The sequence below is a fragment of the Enterobacter cloacae complex sp. SYL003 genome, assembly GCF_049236925.1.
GTDB lineage: Bacteria > Pseudomonadota > Gammaproteobacteria > Enterobacterales > Enterobacteriaceae > Enterobacter > Enterobacter intestinihominis.
The window spans coordinates 179,322-197,549 of record NZ_JBMKJK010000003.1; the positions used below are offsets into that span (position 1 = coordinate 179,322).

The 18,228-nt window shown below is 61.1% G+C and carries 16 protein-coding genes; 4 read left to right on the plus strand and 12 right to left on the minus strand.

Annotation, left to right across the window (positions count from 1 at the left end):
* Positions 1-128 precede the first annotated feature (128 nt).
* On the plus strand, positions 129-1,577 hold the full coding sequence (gene norV, locus ACOT1A_RS05435; RefSeq protein WP_048966175.1) for an anaerobic nitric oxide reductase flavorubredoxin: 1,449 nt from the start codon (positions 129-131) through the stop codon (positions 1,575-1,577).
* Complete coding sequence (gene norW, locus ACOT1A_RS05440) at positions 1,574-2,707, plus strand: NADH:flavorubredoxin reductase NorW (RefSeq protein ID WP_126490194.1); 1,134 nt, start codon at positions 1,574-1,576, stop codon at positions 2,705-2,707. The genes norV and norW overlap by 4 nt, the downstream gene beginning before the upstream one ends.
* Positions 2,708-2,820: 113 nt before the next feature.
* On the opposite strand, the gene ACOT1A_RS05445 is transcribed toward norW, so the two are convergent.
* From ACOT1A_RS05445 to ACOT1A_RS05460, 4 genes are all read right to left on the minus strand, one after another.
* Positions 2,821-3,843, minus strand: coding sequence for a HoxN/HupN/NixA family nickel/cobalt transporter (locus ACOT1A_RS05445; protein WP_126502707.1), 1,023 nt, complete (start codon positions 3,841-3,843; stop codon positions 2,821-2,823).
* A gap of 1 nt (position 3,844) precedes the next feature.
* The gene (gene hypF, locus ACOT1A_RS05450) at positions 3,845-6,061 is read right to left on the minus strand and encodes a carbamoyltransferase HypF (protein ID WP_276169933.1); all 2,217 of its coding nucleotides are present in this window, start codon (positions 6,059-6,061) and stop codon (positions 3,845-3,847) included.
* Between the two features lie 6 nt (positions 6,062-6,067).
* A complete protein-coding gene (gene hydN / locus ACOT1A_RS05455; protein WP_017382793.1) occupies positions 6,068-6,613 on the minus strand; it encodes an electron transport protein HydN in 546 nt (181 codons plus the stop codon).
* Positions 6,614-6,746: 133 nt separating this feature from the next.
* A complete protein-coding gene (locus ACOT1A_RS05460; protein WP_276169932.1) occupies positions 6,747-7,760 on the minus strand; it encodes a LacI family DNA-binding transcriptional regulator in 1,014 nt (337 codons plus the stop codon).
* 214 nt (positions 7,761-7,974) lie between these two features.
* On the opposite strand from ACOT1A_RS05460, the gene ascF reads away from it, so the two are divergent.
* Together ascF and ACOT1A_RS05470 are read left to right on the plus strand one after the other, a co-directional pair.
* Positions 7,975-9,426, plus strand: coding sequence for a PTS cellobiose/arbutin/salicin transporter subunit IIBC (gene ascF, locus ACOT1A_RS05465; RefSeq protein ID WP_276169931.1), 1,452 nt, complete (start codon positions 7,975-7,977; stop codon positions 9,424-9,426).
* An 18-nt stretch (positions 9,427-9,444) separates the two neighbouring features.
* Positions 9,445-10,869, plus strand: a complete 1,425-nt coding sequence (locus tag ACOT1A_RS05470) for a 6-phospho-beta-glucosidase (RefSeq protein WP_206227608.1) — start codon at positions 9,445-9,447, stop codon at positions 10,867-10,869.
* A gap of 59 nt (positions 10,870-10,928) precedes the next feature.
* Here ACOT1A_RS05470 and hycI read toward each other — a convergent pair whose 3' ends face one another.
* Genes hycI through ACOT1A_RS05510 form a run of 8 tightly spaced genes read right to left on the minus strand, consistent with a single transcriptional unit; the run spans position 10,929 to position 18,202 of the window.
* A complete protein-coding gene (gene hycI, locus ACOT1A_RS05475) occupies positions 10,929-11,414 on the minus strand; it encodes a hydrogenase maturation peptidase HycI (RefSeq protein WP_022649159.1) in 486 nt (161 codons plus the stop codon).
* Positions 11,407-11,817, minus strand: coding sequence for a formate hydrogenlyase maturation HycH family protein (locus ACOT1A_RS05480; protein ID WP_276169930.1), 411 nt, complete (start codon positions 11,815-11,817; stop codon positions 11,407-11,409). Before ACOT1A_RS05480 ends, hycI begins: the two co-directional genes overlap by 8 nt.
* A complete protein-coding gene (locus ACOT1A_RS05485; protein WP_022649161.1) occupies positions 11,814-12,581 on the minus strand; it encodes an NADH-quinone oxidoreductase subunit B family protein in 768 nt (255 codons plus the stop codon). Before ACOT1A_RS05485 ends, ACOT1A_RS05480 begins: the two co-directional genes overlap by 4 nt.
* Positions 12,581-13,123: a formate hydrogenlyase complex iron-sulfur subunit gene (locus tag ACOT1A_RS05490; RefSeq protein ID WP_003862138.1), complete on the minus strand. Its 543-nt coding sequence runs from the start codon at positions 13,121-13,123 to the stop codon at positions 12,581-12,583. Before ACOT1A_RS05490 ends, ACOT1A_RS05485 begins: the two co-directional genes overlap by 1 nt.
* Positions 13,124-13,132: 9 nt before the next feature.
* Complete coding sequence (gene hycE / locus ACOT1A_RS05495; protein WP_022649163.1) at positions 13,133-14,842, minus strand: formate hydrogenlyase subunit HycE; 1,710 nt, start codon at positions 14,840-14,842, stop codon at positions 13,133-13,135.
* Between the two features lie 15 nt (positions 14,843-14,857).
* Complete coding sequence (locus ACOT1A_RS05500) at positions 14,858-15,781, minus strand: respiratory chain complex I subunit 1 family protein (RefSeq protein WP_032625965.1); 924 nt, start codon at positions 15,779-15,781, stop codon at positions 14,858-14,860.
* A 1-nt stretch (position 15,782) separates the two neighbouring features.
* The gene (gene hycC, locus ACOT1A_RS05505; protein ID WP_155025187.1) at positions 15,783-17,597 is read right to left on the minus strand and encodes a formate hydrogenlyase subunit 3; all 1,815 of its coding nucleotides are present in this window, start codon (positions 17,595-17,597) and stop codon (positions 15,783-15,785) included.
* Entirely contained in the window at positions 17,594-18,202 is a 609-nt protein-coding gene (locus tag ACOT1A_RS05510) for a 4Fe-4S dicluster domain-containing protein (protein ID WP_022649166.1), read from the minus strand. Before ACOT1A_RS05510 ends, hycC begins: the two co-directional genes overlap by 4 nt.
* Between the last annotated feature and the right edge of the window lie 26 nt (positions 18,203-18,228).

Below are 18,228 nucleotides of genomic sequence, written 5' to 3' on the forward strand. Positions count from 1 at the left end.
CAAAATGACTACCAATTAGGGAGAATCAAAACACAAATTCATTATTTTCAATAAGTTAAAAAACTGGCACGCAACTTGATATATGACAGTCATCTTATTTGAAAACGCCGTATTAAGTTGAGGTTGCTATGTCTATTCTGGTTAAAAATAACATTCATTGGGTGGGTCAACGTGACTGGGAAGTACGTGATTTTCACGGGACGGAATACAAAACGCTGCGCGGCAGCAGCTACAACAGCTACCTCATTCGCGAAGGTAAAAACGTCCTGATCGATACCGTCGATCACAAATTCAGCCGCGAGTTCGTGCAGAACCTGCGCAGCGAAATCGATCTGAACGACATCGACTACATCATCATCAACCACGCGGAAGAGGATCACGCCGGGGCGCTGACCGAGCTGATGTCCCACATTCCGGATACCCCGATCTACTGCACCACCAATGCCATTGACTCCATCAACGGCCACCACCACCATCCAGAGTGGAACTTCCACACTGTAAAAACCGGCGACACGCTGGATATCGGCAACGGCAAACAGCTGATCTTCGTGGAAACCCCAATGCTGCACTGGCCGGACAGCATGATGACCTACATGACCGGTGACGCGGTGCTGTTCAGCAACGACGCCTTCGGCCAGCACTACTGCGACGAACGTCTGTTCAACGACGAAGTGGATCAGACCGAGCTGTTCGAACAGTGCCAGCGCTACTACGCCAACATCCTGACGCCGTTCAGCCGTCTGGTCACGCCAAAAATCACCGAGATCCTCGGCTTCAACCTGCCGGTGGATATGATTGCCACCTCCCACGGCGTGGTATGGCGTGAAAATCCAACCCAGATCGTCGAGCTGTACCTGAAGTGGGCGGCGGACTATCAGGAAGACCGCATCACCATCTTCTACGACACCATGTCCAACAACACCCGCATGATGGCGGACGCCATTGCCCAGGGCATCAACGAAGTGGACCCGAACGTGGCAGTGAAAATCTTCAACGTGGCGCGCAGCGATAAGAATGAGGTATTGACCAACGTCTTCCGCTCCAAAGGCGTGCTGGTGGGTACCTCCACCATGAATAACGTGATGATGCCGAAAATTGCCGGACTGGTGGAAGAGATGACCGGCCTGCGCTTCCGTAACAAACGCGCCAGCGCCTTTGGTTCACACGGCTGGAGCGGCGGCGCGGTAGACCGTCTCTCCACCCGTTTACAGGATGCCGGTTTTGAGATGTCCCTGAGCCTGAAGGCGAAATGGCGTCCGGATCTCGACGCGCTGGAAATCTGTCGCCAGCACGGTCGCGACATTGCCCGCCAGTGGGCGCTTGCGCCGCTGCCGGAAACCGCACCCGCCGCGGCTGCTGCGCCGGAAGCCGTAGCAGAAGCCGCTCCTGCCGCTGCCGACCTCGGCCCCTGCATGCAGTGCAGCGTCTGCCAGTGGATTTACGATCCCGAGCTGGGCGAGCCGTTGCAGGATGTCGCGCCGGGTACACCGTGGAGCGAGGTGCCGGACAACTTCCTCTGCCCGGAATGTTCCCTCGGAAAAGACGTCTTTGATGTTCTGGCAACGGAGGCAAAATGAGCCACGGCATCGTCATTATCGGCTCGGGCTTTGCCGCCCGCCAGCTGGTGAAAAATATCCGCAAACAGGATGCTAACGTGCCGTTGACGGTGATCGCCGCCGACAGCATGGATGAGTACAACAAGCCTGATTTAAGCCACGTCATTAGCCAAAATCAGCGCGCCGACGATCTCACCCGCCAGACGGCGGGGGAGTTTGCAGAACAATTTAATCTGCGTCTGTTTCCGTACACCTGGGTCACCGATATCGACGCCGACGCCCACGTGGTGAACGCGAAAGATAAAACCTGGCAGTACGACAAGCTGGTGCTGGCGACGGGGGCATCGGCGTTTGTGCCGCCGGTTGAGGGCCGCGAGCTGATGGTCACGCTCAACAGTCAGCAGGAGTATCAGGCCAGCGAGACCCTGTTACGCGACGCCATGCGGGTGATGATTGTCGGCGGCGGGCTGATTGGCACCGAGCTGGCGATGGACTTCTGCCGGGCGGGAAAATCCGTCACCCTGGTTGACCACGCGGCCAGCATTCTGTCAGCGCTGATGCCGGCAGAAGTAAGCAGTCGCTTACAGCATCGTCTGACCGACATGGGCGTGCATCTGCTGCTGAAATCGCAGTTGCAGAGCCTGAGCAAAACCGAAACCGGCATTTGTGCGACGCTCGACCGCACCCGCAGGGTGGAAGTGGATGTGGTTATTGCGGCGACGGGGCTGCGCCCGGAAACCGCGCTGGCGCACCGCGCAGGCGCAGAGATCAATCGCGGCGTGAAGGTAGACAGCTACCTGCAAACCACCCAGCCGGACATTTATGCCCTGGGCGACTGCGCGGAAATTAACGGCCAGGTGCTGCCGTTCCTGCAACCGATTCAGTTAAGCGCCATGTTCCTGGCGAAAAACCTGCTCGGCGGCAACGCCCCGGTGAAATTACCCGCCATGCTGGTGAAGGTAAAAACGCCGGAACTACCGCTGCATCTCGCAGGTGAAACGCAGCGTCAGGATCTGAACTGGGAGATTGTCCTTTCGCCTCAGGGCATGGTGGCGCGCGGCACCGATACTGTCGGTCAGATGCGCGCCTTTGTGGTCAGCGAAGACAGAATGAAGGAGGCCTTCGCGCTGCTGAAATCGTTACCTGCTTAACCCTCGTCATGCCGGGTGGCGCTCCGCTTACCCGGCCTACTTAACACCATAACGGTAAACCTTGTAGGCCCGCGCAAGCGTAGCGCCGCCGGGTAAAAACAGGGCTGCGTGGTTCAGGACCGCACCACCAGCGCGTCATAACCGCGCCAGCGGTAGTTCGCCATTGAGATCAGCCAGCAGGCGACAAACAGCCCGACCACCACAAACCCGGCGTCGCCCAGGTTATCGTTCACCGCGCCAATCATATCCCACACGCCGCCGCTGAGGGCGAACTTGTCCATCAGCAGACCCAGCGCTTCCAGCCCGCCGATAAACAGCGCCACCACCACCGAAGTGCCGGTGATGGTCATGTTGTAGTACAGCTTGCGCTGTGGCTTGTTAAACGCCCAGCCATAGGCACCCACCATCAGCAGGTTATCGAGCGTATCCACCAGCGCCATGCCGCTGGCGAAGAGCGCCGGGAAGATCATGATCGACCACACCGACATCCCGCTGGAGGCGCTGGCGGCGGAGATCCCCAGCACGCCGATTTCGGTGGCCGTGTCAAAGCCGAGGCCAAACAGGAAGCCCACCAGATACATCTGCCAGCTTTTATTGACGAGGCGGAAGGTTTTGCCGAACAGCCAGTTCATGACGCCACCCTGGGCAGGCAGCGTGATGTCGCCCTGCACGGGCCTGCCGTGTTTCAGTGCCTGAAAACTGCGCCAGACGCCGCGCAGGATCACCATATTCACCAGCGCCATCGCCAGCAGGAAGGTGGCGGAGACGGCGGTGCCAATCAGGCTGCCGGTTTCGTGGAACCATTCCATATTTTTCTGAAACGCCGTGGCGGTGGCGGCGATGGCAATGGAGGCCAGCACCACGATGGTGGAGTGTCCGAGGGAAAACCATGCGCCCACGCCGGACGGGCGCTTGCCCTGCTGCATCATCTTACGCGTCACGGTATCAATCGCGGCGATATGGTCGGCATCCACCGCATGACGCAGTCCGTAACACCAGGCCAGCAGGCTGGCCGCCATCAGCGCCGTACTGCCGCTAAAGGTGTGCCACGCCAGCCCCCAGGCCAGCAGGTTAGCCATCACCAGAGCCAGCAGCAGGCACGCTGCACGAGGTTCATTGCGTAAAAGTCGTAACATTTTAAATCCTTTGTGAACATGATCGGGCGGCAGCAACCACCGCCTGCCCGAAGGAGATCGCTCCGTCGCCTGCGGGCAGGCGCGAAGGAAAAAGAAGCGTGAAATCAGAAAGGTAATGACGAAGGCGCGCGCGTAGCAGGCGGTTGTGAAGGACACCTCCGCTGAAGCACACCGTAGAGAGCGACCGTCGGCGCGCATGCGTTGCCGCCAGTTCGCTCAGCCCTTTTGCCAGCGCATCGTGAAAGGCCCAGGCGCGCTCGCCGGGCTCCGCCCGCCAGGCCAGCCACTGCTGCCAGAACAGCGCAAGGTTATCCGTCTTGAGCGTCACCGGATGATCAACCCCTGGACAGCGTTCGGCCAGCGCCTCCAGCCGGCATGCGGCTTCGCCCTCATAGCGTTGCGTTTCAATGCCCAGCGCACAGGCCACGGCGTCAAACAGACGACCACAGGAGGAGGCCCGCGGCGCATTGATACCGCGCGACACTGCCGTTGCCAGCAGCGGCCAGTTTTGACACTGTACCGCCTCTGTTTCCGGGTACTGCTGCCAGTCAGGTAGGAACGCCAGACAGTGGGCGAGCAAATTGCGCCACGGCTGTTTTGCCGCCAGATCGCCCCCCGGCAGCGCAACGGCTGGCAGACCGCCCAGCCGTTCGCAGTCGCGATAGTTCACCCGCAGGCACTCGCCGCCCCACATCGCGCCGTTCTCACCCATACCGATCCCATCCAGCGTCAGGGCAATAACATCCCCGCCGTCGAGCGGCCAGCCATTCTCCGCCAGACACGCCGCTGCATGCGCATGATGATGCAGCACGGTCTCAACGGGCAGCGCCTGCGCCCGGGCCCACTGTCGGGCGTGATATCCCGGATGGGCATCGCACACCACGCGCTCTGGCTGGAAGGCGTAGATGTCCTGCATCGTCGAGAGCGCACTGCGCCACTGCGCCTCTACGCCCTCGTCGCTCAGATCGCCAAAATGCTGGCTCGGCACCGCCTGGTTGCCACGTACCAGGCAGAAGGTATTTTTCATCTCCGCGCCGGTGCATAACATGGGCGAGATGTCGCGGAATCCGGCGGGCAATGTGATGGCATCCGGCACAAAACCGCGTGCGCGACGCAGCATCGCACCGTCCCGATCCATTACTGAATCATCCATCCGTTGAAGAATATCGCGGTTGTGCAGCAGGAAGCCGTCAGCGATGTCACTGAGTTCTTCCAGCGCCTGCTGGTTGCTTATGGCGGGTGGATGGCCGCTGAGGTTGCCGGAGGTCATCACCAGCGGGCGCTGGCAGTCCAACATCAGCAAATGCTGGAGCGGGTTCGCAGGTAGCATTACGCCGACCGTAGTCAGCCCCGGCGCAATCTCCTCAGGAAACGCAGGAAGGCAGGCTTTTGGCGTCAGCACAATCGGCGCAGCGGGTGAACGTAACAGCGTCTGGATGGCCTCCGGCAGATCGTTCGCATGCGGGATCATCACCGCCAGCGGCTTGGTCGGGCGCTGCTTGCGTGCCCGCAATTTCCGAATCGCCTGTGGGTTAAGCGCGTCGCAGACCAGGTGAAATCCGCCCAGCCCTTTGACCGCCACAATCCCGCCGTTTTTCAATCTCTCCACCGCCGCGCTTAACGCCGATTCGCGGGTGGTGGCAGCATCCCCGGCTTGCCACTCCAGCTGCGGCCCGCAGTCCGGGCAGGCCACCGGCTGGGCGTGAAAACGCCGGTCAGCCGGGTTGCGGTACTCCGTTTCACAGGGCACACAGAGCGGGAATGGCGCCATTGACGTGGCCGGGCGGTCATAGGGCATGGCGCGGATAATGGTAAACCGCGGCCCGCAGTGGGTGCAGTTGATAAACGGGTAGCGATAACGGCGCTCGCGCGGATCGCGCATCTCCGCCAGGCACGCGGGACAGGTGGCGGCATCCGGGACGATTTGCGTATCCATCGCCCCGCTCTCGCTGTGGCGGATGACAAACTCATCCGGCAGCGTATTCCAGCTGTACGGCTGCGTTTCAACGCGATCGATGCGCGCCAGCGGTGGGCAGTCCTGGCGCAGTCTCGCGGTAAAGTCACCCCCACTACCCGCGAGACGCACCAGGACACCCTCTCCGTCGTTGCACACGTCGCCCGCCAGCCCCAGCTGGTGTGCAAGCTGCCAGACGAAGGGACGAAATCCTACCCCCTGCACCTTGCCGCGCACCCGAAGCTGTACGCCGTTAACGCGCATTGCAGCTTAAAACAGCAGCGATGACGAGGTGTCGAACGCCGCACGGCGGCGTTTTTCGGCACTCATCTGTTCGAGCTTATCGCGATCGACGCAGACCAGCGCATGCGTCGGACAGGCTTCCATACACGCCGGACCGGCGTCGCGGTGGTAGCAGAGGTCACATTTATTGGCTTCGGCTTTCTCCGCGCGCACGCTGAGCCCGATACCGCTGTTGCGCACCACCGGGCGAACGACCACCTCCATCGCGCCATACGGACACGCCACCACACAGGTTTTGCACCCGATGCAGCGCTCCTGCATCACATGCACGAAGCCTTTCTCGCGCTTAATCGCCCCGTTCGGACAGACGTTGGCGCACGGCGCGTCTTCGCACTGGCGACAGATAGCGGCAGTGGAAATATTCACGCCTTTAATGACGTGGATGCGCGGCAGGAAGGTATCGGGGGTCAGGGAGGCGCAATCCTGCTCCGCCTGATGGGAAACCACGCACGCCACTTCACAGGTACGGCAACCAATGCATTTGCTGGCATCGGCCATAATAAAACGGTTCATCTGCTTCTCCGGCATAACTGTTATGCGCGAAGCTATTCATAAACCGTGCCAATATTTAATACATTGATTTTAAAGCGAAATAAAAAAGAAGAGGATCTGTCATCGTCATTTGTGACGATGACAGATGTCGACGTCAGCGATGCGGGCCGTCAATGACGGAGCCGCGCAGGATAAGCTCGCCGGAAAAAGTTTGCTGAGGCTTAAACTCACCGCCGTCGAGCATGAAGATCAGGCGGCTGATGGTCTCCTGGATCATCTCCGTTACCGGAATACGCACGCTGGAGAGGGACGGCACGATATAGGGCGCGATTGCCACGTCGTCAAAGCCGATGACGGACACCGCGCCCGGCGTGGCGACGCCGCTCTCGTGCAACTGCCTGATGGCACCAATCGCCATATCGTCGTTACTCGCCACCAGCGCGGTAAACGTTTCGCCGCGGGTGAGCAGCTGAGAGACCGCCGCCGCGCCGCTGGCCGGGCTCCACTTCCCTTCGGCGATCAGCGCGTCACGCAGGGCAATGCCGTGTTGCGCCAGCGCGTCCTTGTAGCCGGAAAGACGCTCCACCCCGGTGGGGGAATCCAGCGAACCGGTGATAAACGCAATCTCCCGGTGGCCTTTCTCAATCAGCTGCGATACTGCGTCCTGACACGACGCTTTATGATCGGACCAGACGCTGTGGCTGCTGTTTTTCCGCAAACGGCGGTTGAGCACCATAATCGGCTGCTCGCATTTCTCAATAATTTGGTCCAGCGCTTCCACGCTCAGAAAACGCGGGTAGATGATCACCGCGTCGCAGCGCATGTCGAGCAGGTACTGGATCGCCTCGCGCTCCTCTTCGGCGCTGTGCTTGCCGTCCGCCAGGATCAGCTGACGCCCCTTCTCTTCCGTCATCCGCGCGGCGTTAAACAGCAGCTCGCTAAAGTAGACCCCATGGTACAGGGTGTTTGTCACCACCAGCCCCAGGGTCTGGGTGCGTTTGGTCGCCAGGTTTCGCGCCAGCAGATTGGGGCGATACCCGCTCTCTTCGATGGCCTGAAACACGCGGTCTTTCGTCTCCTGGCTGACGTAACCGTTCCCCGACAGCACCCGGGAGACCGTCGCTTTCGACACGCCTGCCCGCTTCGCCACTTCCAGCATCGTGGTCATAGTGTTATTCCATTCAAAACCGATGAGCCGCAGTGTACTTCACCGCAGAAAAATTGTCGCAGCGGCGTTATCACGCTTTTTACGGCCACGAGTGATCGTCATCACGAAACGAAAAAATGCATAAAAAGTGGTCTTGTTTCATTAAAAGAAACTCATGATGATTGTGTGAAACCGGTTTCCTACACTTCTCACAACGATAACAGGATCACATCCGATGGCAAAAAATTACGCTGCGCTGGCAAATGACGTGGTTAGCGCGCTGGGCGGTAAAGAGAACATCGTCGCCGTCACCCACTGCATGACGCGCCTGCGCTTCGTTCTGAAAGACGAAAGCCTTACCGACGCCGCGCGTCTGAAAAGCATCAGCGGCGTGCTCGGCGTGGTGCGCAACGACAACCAGTGCCAGGTGATCATCGGCAACACCGTATCCCAGGCATACCGTGAAGTGGTGAGCCTGCTGCCCGCCAACCTGCAACCTGCCGTAGCGGAAGGTCCACAGAAGCTTACGCTGCGCCGGATTGGCGCCGGGATCCTCGACGCGCTGATCGGCACCATGTCTCCGCTGATCCCGGCGATCATCGGCGGGTCGATGGTCAAGCTGCTGGCGATGATCCTTGAGATGACCGGCGTGATGGGCAAAGGTGACCCGACGCTGACGATCCTGACCGTTATCGGCGATGGCGCGTTCTTCTTCCTGCCGCTGATGGTGGCGGCTTCCGCAGCGGTGAAGTTCAAAACCAACATGTCCCTGGCGATAGCCATTGCGGGCGTACTGGTTCACCCGAGCTTTATCGAGCTGATGGCGAAAGCGGCGCAGGGCGAGCATGTAGAATTCGCCTTAATTCCGGTGACGGCGGTGAAATACACCTATACCGTTATCCCGGCCCTGGTGATGACCTGGTGCCTGTCGTATATCGAACGCTGGGTGGATCGCATCACCCCGGCGGTGACCAAAAACTTCCTCAAGCCGATGCTGATCGTGCTGATTGCCGCCCCGCTCGCCATCGTACTGATTGGCCCGCTCGGGATCTGGATCGGTAGCGCCATCTCCGCGCTGGTCTACACCATTCACGGCTATCTGGGCTGGCTCTCCGTTGCCATTATGGGCGCGCTGTGGCCGCTGCTGGTGATGACCGGGATGCACCGCGTGTTTACGCCGACCATCATCCAGACCATTGCCGAAACGGGCAAAGAAGGGATGGTGATGCCGTCGGAAATCGGCGCCAACCTGTCGCTCGGCGGTTCATCGCTGGCGGTGGCGTGGAAAACCAAAAACCCGGAGCTGCGCCAGACGGCGCTGGCGGCTGCGGCCTCCGCCATCATGGCGGGGATCTCTGAACCGGCGCTGTACGGCGTGGCGGTACGCCTGAAGCGTCCGCTGATTGCAAGCCTGATCAGCGGCTTTATCTGCGGCGCGGTGGCCGGCATGGCCGGTCTTGCCAGCCACTCCATGGCGGCGCCGGGGCTGTTCACCAGCGTGCAGTTCTTCGACCCGGCCAACCCGATGACCATCGTCTGGGTGTTTGGTGTGATGGGTCTGGCGGTGGTGCTGTCGTTCGTGCTGACCCTGCTGTTAGGGTTTGAAGATATCCCGGTAGAAGACGAAGCCGAAAAAGCACGCGCCCTGCAAACCGCACCGGTACAGAACAAAGCAGCAGAAGCATAAACTGAAAGCGAGGTAAGAATGTCTGTTTTTCCACAAGGATTTTTATGGGGCGGCGCGCTTGCCGCCAACCAGAGTGAAGGGGCTTACCGTGAAGGCGGCAAAGGACTGACGACGGTCGATATGATCCCCCACGGCGCAAACCGTCTGGCGGTAAAAGTCGGCAAGGAAAAACGGTTTTCGTTGCGTGACGACGAATTTTACCCGAGCCACGAGGCGATTGATTTTTACCATCGTTACAAAGAAGACATTGCCCTGATGGCGGAGATGGGCTTTACGGTGTTCCGCACCTCGATTGCCTGGAGCCGCCTCTACCCGAACGGCGACGAACCGTTGCCAAATCGGGAGGGCATTGCCTTCTACCGCGCGGTGTTCGAGGAGTGCAAAAAGTACAACATCGAGCCGCTGGTGACCCTCTGCCATTTCGACGTGCCGATGCACCTGGTGACGGAGTACGGCTCCTGGCGCAACCGTAAGATGGTGGATTTCTTCGCCCGCTACGCCCGCACCTGCTTCGAGGCGTTTAACGGGCTGGTGAAATACTGGCTGACCTTCAACGAAATCAACATCATGCTGCACAGCCCGTTCTCCGGCGCGGGGCTGGTGTTTGAGGAAGGGGAAAACGAAGACCAGGTGAAATACCAGGCCGCGCACCACGAGCTGGTGGCGAGCGCGCTGGCGACCAAAATCGCCCACGAGGTGAACCCGGAAAACCAGGTCGGCTGCATGCTGGCGGGCGGTAACTTCTACCCCTACTCCTGCAAGCCGGAAGACGTGTGGATGGCACTGGAGAAAGACCGCGAGAACCTGTTCTTTATCGACGTGCAGGCGCGCGGCAGCTATCCGGCCTACTCCGCCCGCGTGTTCCGCGAGAAAGGGGTAGTGATTGTGAAAGACCCCGGCGACGACGACCTGCTGAAAAACACCGTCGACTTTGTCTCGTTCAGTTATTACGCCTCGCGCTGCGCGTCGGCGGATATGAACGCGGGCAACACCAGCGCGGCGAACATCGTGAAGTCCCTGCGCAACCCGCATATTCAGGTGAGCGAGTGGGGCTGGGGCATCGACCCGCTCGGGCTGCGCATCACCATGAACATGATGTATGACCGCTACCAGAAGCCGCTGTTCCTGGTGGAAAACGGCCTCGGGGCGAAGGACGTCATTGATGAAAACGGCGAGATCAACGACGACTACCGCATCAGCTACCTGCGCGAGCATATCCGTGCGATGGGTGACGCGATTGAGGACGGCGTCCCGCTGATGGGCTACACCACCTGGGGCTGCATTGACCTGGTCTCGGCCTCAACCGGGGAGATGAGTAAGCGCTACGGGTTTGTCTACGTCGACCGCGACGACGCCGGGAACGGCACGCTGGACCGCAAGCGCAAGAAATCGTTCTGGTGGTATAAGAAGGTGATTGCGAGTAACGGGGCGGATCTGGCGTAGCCTGTTTTGCCGGGTGGCGGCGTTGCCTTACCCGGCCTACACACTGCTCGATGCGGTTTTCACCCTCTCCCCTCTGGGGAGAGGGCCGGGGTGAGGGGCTGAAAACCCCCGTCCCCAACCCACCCTGCAAGCCGTGAATACACCACGTCCACCGCCTCTTTCACCGGCGGCGTCATCGGATAATAAAACCCGACGATGTCCGGCTGAATGCCCAGAAACAGCACCTCACCCACGTCGTCTTTAATTTGATCGACCAGGTAGTTCAGCGGCATGTTGTGGGTGGTCATCATAAACATCTCGGCGATGTCGTCCGGGTCAATCAGGCGGATCTCGCCGGGGTTGAGCCCCATATCGGTGGCATCGACGATTAACAACCTGTCCGGGCGCAGCTCGCGAATGGCCACCACGTCGTTTTCCGGCGCGCTGCCGCCGTCAATCACCACCCAGTTGCCCGGCGGGTTCGCGGCGCACATCTCCGCCAGCAGCGGGCCCGCGCCGTCGTCGCCCATCATGCTGTTGCCGACACACAGTAAAACGTCAGTCACGTAATCTCCTCACCATCAGGTAGATGGCGCTCTCCTGATGAATATCGTGCAGCATGCCGAGCAGCGTTTTGCTCCACGCCTGCTGCGCCGGGGTTTGTACGCTCAGCGCCGCGTCAAAGGCGTTGGCGAGCATCGTGATATGGTTGGCGTCGATGACGATCTCACCGTACTTAGGCACGCCCTCCATTTTGCGCCGCGCCGTGCTGCCCTCCTCCAGCGTGGCGATCCACGCCAGGTACTCGGGCCACGGGCAGCTTAACGCCGCCTCCAGGCAGTCGATCACCCCGAGGTGGTGCCCAATCGCCAGGCTGTAATAGACCACCTGCTGCGCCGCATCCGGCGTGGCATCGTTCTCATCAATAAACTTACGGCTCAGCTGGCTGAACACCACCTTTTCACTCATCGGATACGCGCCTCATCCACAATACTGTTCAGGTTTGCCACGATCTCATTGAGACGCGGATCGTTTTCCGCCTCCAGCCAGCGCGCCACCTGATGGTCGCCCTGGCTCAGCAGGCGCAGATAATCGTCGGCAATCTGACGGCCATAGCGGTAACCCGCCAGCCTGCGCGCCGTGCGGTCGATCTTCACACGCAGCGGCTGCACCATATCCGGGTGCAGGAGAGTGGCTGGCTGGTTGTCCAGCTCGCCCGGCTCGCGGGCGTGGATCTTCTGCTCCAGCAGGCCGAGCGCCATGGCAAAACCGTACAGCGTGGCGGCGGGCGTCGGCGGGCAGCCCGGAATGTAAACGTCCACCGGCACGATTTTGTCGGTGCCGCCCCAGACGCAGTAAAGATCGTGGAAGATGCCGCCGCTGTTGCCGCAGGCGCCGTAGGAGATGCAGATTTTCGGATCCGGCGCAGACTGCCAGGCGCGCAGCGCAGGCGAGCGCATCGCGCGGGTGACCGCGCCGGTGAACAGCAGGATATCCGCGTGGCGCGGGGACGGCACCACTTTGATGCCGAAGCGTTCGGCGTCAAACAGCGGCGACAGGGTGGCGAAGATTTCGATCTCACAGCCGTTGCAGCCGCCGCAGTCCACGCGATAGACGTAGGCCGAGCGTTTGATTTTTTTCAGCAGCGACGCCTTCATGCTGGCGATGGACTCCTCCACCGTCAGCGGTACCGGAATGCCGTTAGCGTCGCGCGGGCCGAGTAAGTTTTCCATCAGCTGGCCTCTCTCATATGACGGGTTAAATCGATGCGGTCAGACGGCAGCAGGCATTTCTGACGTTTGCACTCCGGGCAGGTTTCGAAGCTTTCACGGTGATGCTCCGCACGCACGTCGCCGTTGTGCTTCAGCAGCGCGATGGCGTAGTCGATCTCTTTTTGCACGGCGAACGGACGCTTGCAGACGCGGCAGTTGCACAGCGCAAAGCGCGACTGCTGGAGGAAATCCTCTTTTTTCCACACCGCCAGCTCGTACTCCTGAGACAGGCGAATGGCTACCGTCGGGCAGACCTCCTCGCAGCGGCCGCAGAAGATGCAGCGCCCGAGGTTAAACTGCCAGGCCAGCTCGCCGGTTTTCAGGTCCGTTTCCACCGTTAAGGCATTCGACGGGCAGGCGTTGACGCAGGCCGCGCAGCCGATGCACTGCTGCGGGTTGTGCTCCGGCTTGCCGCGAAAGTTTTTATCCACCGGGATCGGCTCCAGCGGATAACTGCTGGTCTGCGCGCCGGTTTTGATCACTTTTTTGATAAAGGTAAACATGACGAGTCCTTATTTCAGCGGCGAGTTCTTACGCTCGATGCTGTAGCGCTCAAGCTCTTTGTACGGCACCACCTGGCTTTTCTTCTTGCGCACGTCCACGACGGTCATGCGGTCGGTGCAGGAGTAGCACGGGTCGAGGCTGCCGATGATCAGCGGCGCGTCAGAGACGGTGTTACCGCGCAGCATGTAGCGCAGGGTTGGCCAGTTGGCGTAGGTCGCCGCACGGCAGCGCCAGCGGTAGAGCTTCTGGTTGTCGCCGGTCATGCTCCAGTGAATGTCATCCCCGCGCGGCGCTTCGGCGAATCCGAGGGCAAAGCGGTTTGGAATGTAGGTGAAGCCTTCCACCATCAGCGGGCCGCCCGGCAGGTTATCGAGGCCGTAGTCGATCATGTTCAGCGCGGTAAACACCTCGTTGATGCGCACCTTCAGGCGGGAGATGACGTCGCAGCCCTGCTCGCTGTGCACGGTCATCGGCAGCAGGCCGTAGCCGACGAACGGGTGATCGGCGCGGGTGTCGCGGGCGTGGCCGCTGGCGCGCACCATCGGGCCGACGTTGCTGAAGTCGCGGGCGATTTCCGGGTCAAGACGACCAATCCCGACGGTGCGCTGCTCGATGTTTGGCGTGCTGAGCAGCATGTCCACCAGCTCCTGCACGTCGCGGCGCATCTGCTGCGCCAGCTGGCGGGTCTGGATCATGTCGTCTTTCAGCAGGTCGCGGCGGATCCCGCCGATCAGGTTCAGGCCGTAGGTTTTACGCGCCCCGGTGAGGATCTCCGCCATCTTCATTGATGCCTCACGCACGCGGAAGAACTGCATAAACCCGGAGTCAAAGCCGACGAAGTGGCAGGCCAGGCCGAGGTTCAGCAGGTGTGAGTGCAGGCGTTCCACCTCCAGCAGAATGGCGCGGATCATCTGCGCGCGTTCCGGCACCACGATCCCCATGCCGTTCTCCACCGAGGTGGTGTAGGCGGTGCTGTGGGCAAAGCCGCAGATGCCGCACACGCGGTCAGAAAGAAACGTGACTTCGTTGTAGCCCATGCGGGTCTCCGCCAGCTTCTCCATGCCGCGGTGGACGTAGAACAGGCGGTAGTCGGCGTCGATAATGTTTTCGCCGTCGACGAACAGGCGGAAGTGGCCCGGTTCGTCAGAGGTGACGTGCAGCGGGCCGATCGGCACCACATTATTCTTCTTGCTGCCCAGCTCGTTGATGAACTCGTAGGTTTCGCTGTCGGTTGTCGGGGCCGGACGCTGGCGGTAGTCCATGCTGTCCTTGCGCAGCGGATAGAGTTCATCCGGCCAGTCGTCCGGCAGCACCAGGCGACGCTCGTCAGGCAGACCAACCGGCACCAGGCCGTACATGTCGCGCACTTCGCGCTCGCCCCAGACGGCGGCGGGTACGCGCGGCGTGACGGACGGGTACTCCGGCTTGTTCGGGTCAACTTCGACGCGCACGGTGAGCCAGCACTTCTCGCCCTGCTCCATCGACATCACGTAGTACACCGCATAGTTGCCGCACAGCTGACGCTCGTCGTTGCCGAACAGCACCGACAGCCAGCCGCCCTGCTGGTAGTAGAGAAACTCCACCACTTCCGGCAGGTAGTTCACCTTAATGGTGACGGTTACCTGGTCTTTGGTTTGCCAGGACTCCTCCAGCACCACGCCCGGGAAAGCCTGATGCAACGCGGCGAGATACTGCTGACCTTTCTTTTCTTCAGACATAAACACTCTCTTTAATCACGCCACCAGCAAGGAGACGAACGCTAAAAATGCAAAACCAAAACCAGCCCAGGTAATGCGTGACGTTTCGACAAAACGCAGGCGCGCCATGCTGTTTTCAAACAGGGCAATCACCAGCACGCCGATAAGCAGCTTGAGCGCAGCCACCACAACGGCCAGCAGCAGGCCGCCCGCAGAGAAGTGCGTCATCTGCCCCCACGGGAAGAAAACGCCGACGAACATCTGCAACACCACCAGCTGCTTGAGGCTGATGCCCCACTTCAGCACCGCAAAGCCGTAGCCGCTGTACTCGGTGAGTGGCCCCTCCTGCAATTCCTGCTCCGCTTCCGCGAGATCGAACGGCAGCTTGCCCATCTCGATAAAGGTGGCGAACGCGCAGGCGCAGAGCGCCAGCACCAGCGGGAGCGAACGTGAAACCGGCCAGTGGTAAACGGTGTCGGTGATGAAACTGATGTGGGTCGAGCCAGCAACCTGCGCGGCGACCCACAGCCCCAGCAGCAGAATTGGCTCAACCAGCACGCCGAGCATCGCCTCACGACTGGCGCCGATACCCGTAAACGGGCTGCCGGTGTCCAGGCCCGCAATCGCAAAGAAGAAACGCGCGATGGCGAAGAGGTAGATCAGCGTAATCAGATCGCCAAGCACGGGCAGCGGCGAGCCCACCGTCACTACCGGCAGCGCGGTGGCGATGGTCAGCATCACGCCGACCATCACGAACGGCGTCAGGCGGAACACCCAACCTGCGGCATCCGGAGCGACGCTCTGACGGGAGAGCAGCTTGAAGAGATCGCGGTACTCCTGGAGCACGCCAGGCCCGCGACGGTTGTGTAGCCGGGCGCGCGCCACGCGCGTGATGCCCGACAGCAGCGGCGCGGCGGCAAACAGCACCAGCGCCTGAAGAATTGCCAGTAACAAACTCATGTCAGGCTCCTCGTGAAATGACAATCACCACCAGCACCGCCAGCTCGATCAGCGCCAGGCGGCGGAACAGCACGGGCACGGCGGCACTCTGCCAGCCCGGCACCCAGCCCACCGGGTTCAGCCAGTGGCGCAGCTTCAGCACGGCGGCGAAGTTCTCCTTCACCGGCATGGCGAAACCGTGGGCGGTGATGACCATCGACTGCTCGTGTTCGTAGCCGCAGGCCCACGCCGCGCCGCGCGAGCGGGAGGCGAGACGGTCGCGTCTGAAGAACAGCATCAGCACGAACGGCAGGAGCGGCGCGGCAATCAGCAGCAGCGCCATCATCGGCTGGGACACGACGGTATGCGCCGTAGCCAGCGGCAGCGGAATGGCGTGGCCCAGAAGCGGCAGCAGCCACGGCGCGGCAACCCCACCTGCGATACAGCACAGCGCCAGCGCGACCACGCTGGTGGCCATCAGCACCGGGGCGCAACAGGCGTTTTCCGCTTCGCGGGTGCGCGGCGCGCCCAGGAAGGTGACGCCGTAAACCTTCGCCATACACATCACCGCCAGCGCCCCGGTAATCGCCAGCCCAACCGCCAGCAGCGGGCCGAGCAGCCGCGCGATAAACGCGTCGCTCTGGCCGAGCGCGAAGAAGGATTGATAGATCACCCACTCCCCGGCAAAGCCGTTCAGCGGCGGAAGCGCGGCCATCGCCATCAGCCCGACCAGCATCGCCAGCGAAATGACGGGCATTTTTTTGCCAATCCCGCCGAGCTTTTCAATATCGCGGTGACCGGTGCGGAACCAGATGCTGCCCGCCCCGAGGAACAGGGTGCTTTTAAACAGGCTGTGGTTGATAAGGTGATACAGACCGCCAATAAACCCGGCGGCAATCAGCGCCGGCTGGTTGAGCGCCAGCCCGCTGACGCCCGCGCCCATGCCGAGCAGGATGATGCCGATATTCTCCAGGGTGTGGTACGCCAGCAGGCGCTGGATGTTATGCTCCATCAGGGCGTACAGCCCGCCGACAAATGCGGTGATCATCCCCGCAATCAGCAGCGCCACGCCCCACCACAGCGGCGGCTGGCCGCCCGTCAGGGTTATCGTCAGAATGCCGAACAGACCGACCTTCATTACCACGGTGGAGAACAGCGCGGCAGCCGGGGCCGAGGCATTGGCATGCGCCTGCGGCACCCAGCCGTGCAGCGGGATAATCCCGGCCAGCAGGCCAAAACCGACTACGCCCAACAGCCAGACGTCATTCCCCAGCGGCTGGCCGTTAAGCACGGCAAAGTCCAGCGTGCCGAAACGCTGCCACACCAGCCAGCAGGCCAGCGCCAGCAGCAGCGTGCCGAGTCGTCCGAGCGCAAACCACAGCTTGCCGGAGGCACTGCATCCGGTCAGGAACACGCCGCACAGGGCCATGATTTCAGCCATCACCACCAGCGCGCCGAGGTTGCTGGCGACAACAGTGCAGACCGCGGCGGCCATCAACAGGTTGACCAGCAGGCCGTTGGCGTTGGTATGCTGATGGCGGTGCCAGTCGATATTAAACAGGCTGATAAACAGCCCACACAGACCAAAGGTGACCAGCCAGATGGCATTTAGCGGCGTAAGCTCAACGGCGTGGTGAATCAGCGGGATGAGGGTGTCGACGGATTGGCCGTCGATCAGGACAACGCCGCCCGCCGCCAGCGTCATCAGGCTGCCGACCGCCCCGCCGATACCGGCGATCCAGCCGCTCAGCGTTTTATGGAAGGAGAGGAGCAGCGCCAGGACAGCGGCGGCGGCAAACCAGGCCACGCCGCTGGTCATCATAACTATCGCGTTCATTTCGCCCCCTCGTTAAGCGCCCGCAGCAGCGAAAGATCGCCGACGTCAGTATTGATGGTCAGCTCGCGCTTGCGTTTGCTGGTGCGGGCGATGTCGCGAATATTAACCAGAATTAACGCTTTGGTCGGACAGGTGCGCACGCAGGCCGGACCTTGTTCATCGAAGCTGCACAGGTCGCACTTCACCGCGACGGCGCGAATGCCCGGCACCCAGTCCAGCAGCGTGCTCACGCGTGCCGGTGCCGGTGGCGCAGGCGGCGCTTTCGGGGTGTTGGCATTCGCCGGAATATGCAGCGGACGGCTGCCGGAAAACTCAATGGCACCGAACGGACAGGCGATGCCGCACAGCTTGCAGCTCACGCACAGGCTTTCGTTCAGCTGTACCGCGCCGTCAACGCGGGTGATGGCATTGACGGGACAGACGCCTGCGCATGGCGCGTCTTCACAGTGGTGACAGAGCTGCGGGGCAGACTCTTTCTCATTACGCATGACGCGCAGGCGCGGCATGGACTGTAGCCCGTGCAGGCGGTGCGTTTCCGAGCACGCCGCCTCACAGGTTCGACAGCCAATACAGACCGTCGAGTCAGCAATTACAAAACGGTTCACCGGGTCATCCTCTGGTGATGGTCATT

Bases quoted from the DNA above. Each gene is read 5' to 3' on its own strand.
- hycE (WP_022649163.1), bottom strand. From the start codon at position 14,842: ATGTCTGAAGAAAAGAAAGGTCAGCAGTATCTCGCCGCGTTGCATCAG.
- ACOT1A_RS05490 (WP_003862138.1), bottom strand. From the start codon at position 13,123: ATGTTTACCTTTATCAAAAAAGTGATCAAAACCGGCGCGCAGACCAGC.
- hycC (WP_155025187.1), bottom strand. From the start codon at position 17,597: ATGAACGCGATAGTTATGATGACCAGCGGCGTGGCCTGGTTTGCCGCC.
- ACOT1A_RS05485 (WP_022649161.1), bottom strand. From the start codon at position 12,581: ATGGAAAACTTACTCGGCCCGCGCGACGCTAACGGCATTCCGGTACCG.
- ascF (WP_276169931.1), top strand. From the start codon at position 7,975: ATGGCAAAAAATTACGCTGCGCTGGCAAATGACGTGGTTAGCGCGCTG.
- ACOT1A_RS05480 (WP_276169930.1), bottom strand. From the start codon at position 11,817: ATGAGTGAAAAGGTGGTGTTCAGCCAGCTGAGCCGTAAGTTTATTGAT.
- hypF (WP_276169933.1), bottom strand. From the start codon at position 6,061: ATGCGCGTTAACGGCGTACAGCTTCGGGTGCGCGGCAAGGTGCAGGGG.
- norV (WP_048966175.1), top strand. From the start codon at position 129: ATGTCTATTCTGGTTAAAAATAACATTCATTGGGTGGGTCAACGTGAC.
- ACOT1A_RS05460 (WP_276169932.1), bottom strand. From the start codon at position 7,760: ATGACCACGATGCTGGAAGTGGCGAAGCGGGCAGGCGTGTCGAAAGCG.
- norW (WP_126490194.1), top strand. From the start codon at position 1,574: ATGAGCCACGGCATCGTCATTATCGGCTCGGGCTTTGCCGCCCGCCAG.
- ACOT1A_RS05500 (WP_032625965.1), bottom strand. From the start codon at position 15,781: ATGAGTTTGTTACTGGCAATTCTTCAGGCGCTGGTGCTGTTTGCCGCC.
- ACOT1A_RS05445 (WP_126502707.1), bottom strand. From the start codon at position 3,843: ATGTTACGACTTTTACGCAATGAACCTCGTGCAGCGTGCCTGCTGCTG.
- ACOT1A_RS05470 (WP_206227608.1), top strand. From the start codon at position 9,445: ATGTCTGTTTTTCCACAAGGATTTTTATGGGGCGGCGCGCTTGCCGCC.
- hydN (WP_017382793.1), bottom strand. From the start codon at position 6,613: ATGAACCGTTTTATTATGGCCGATGCCAGCAAATGCATTGGTTGCCGT.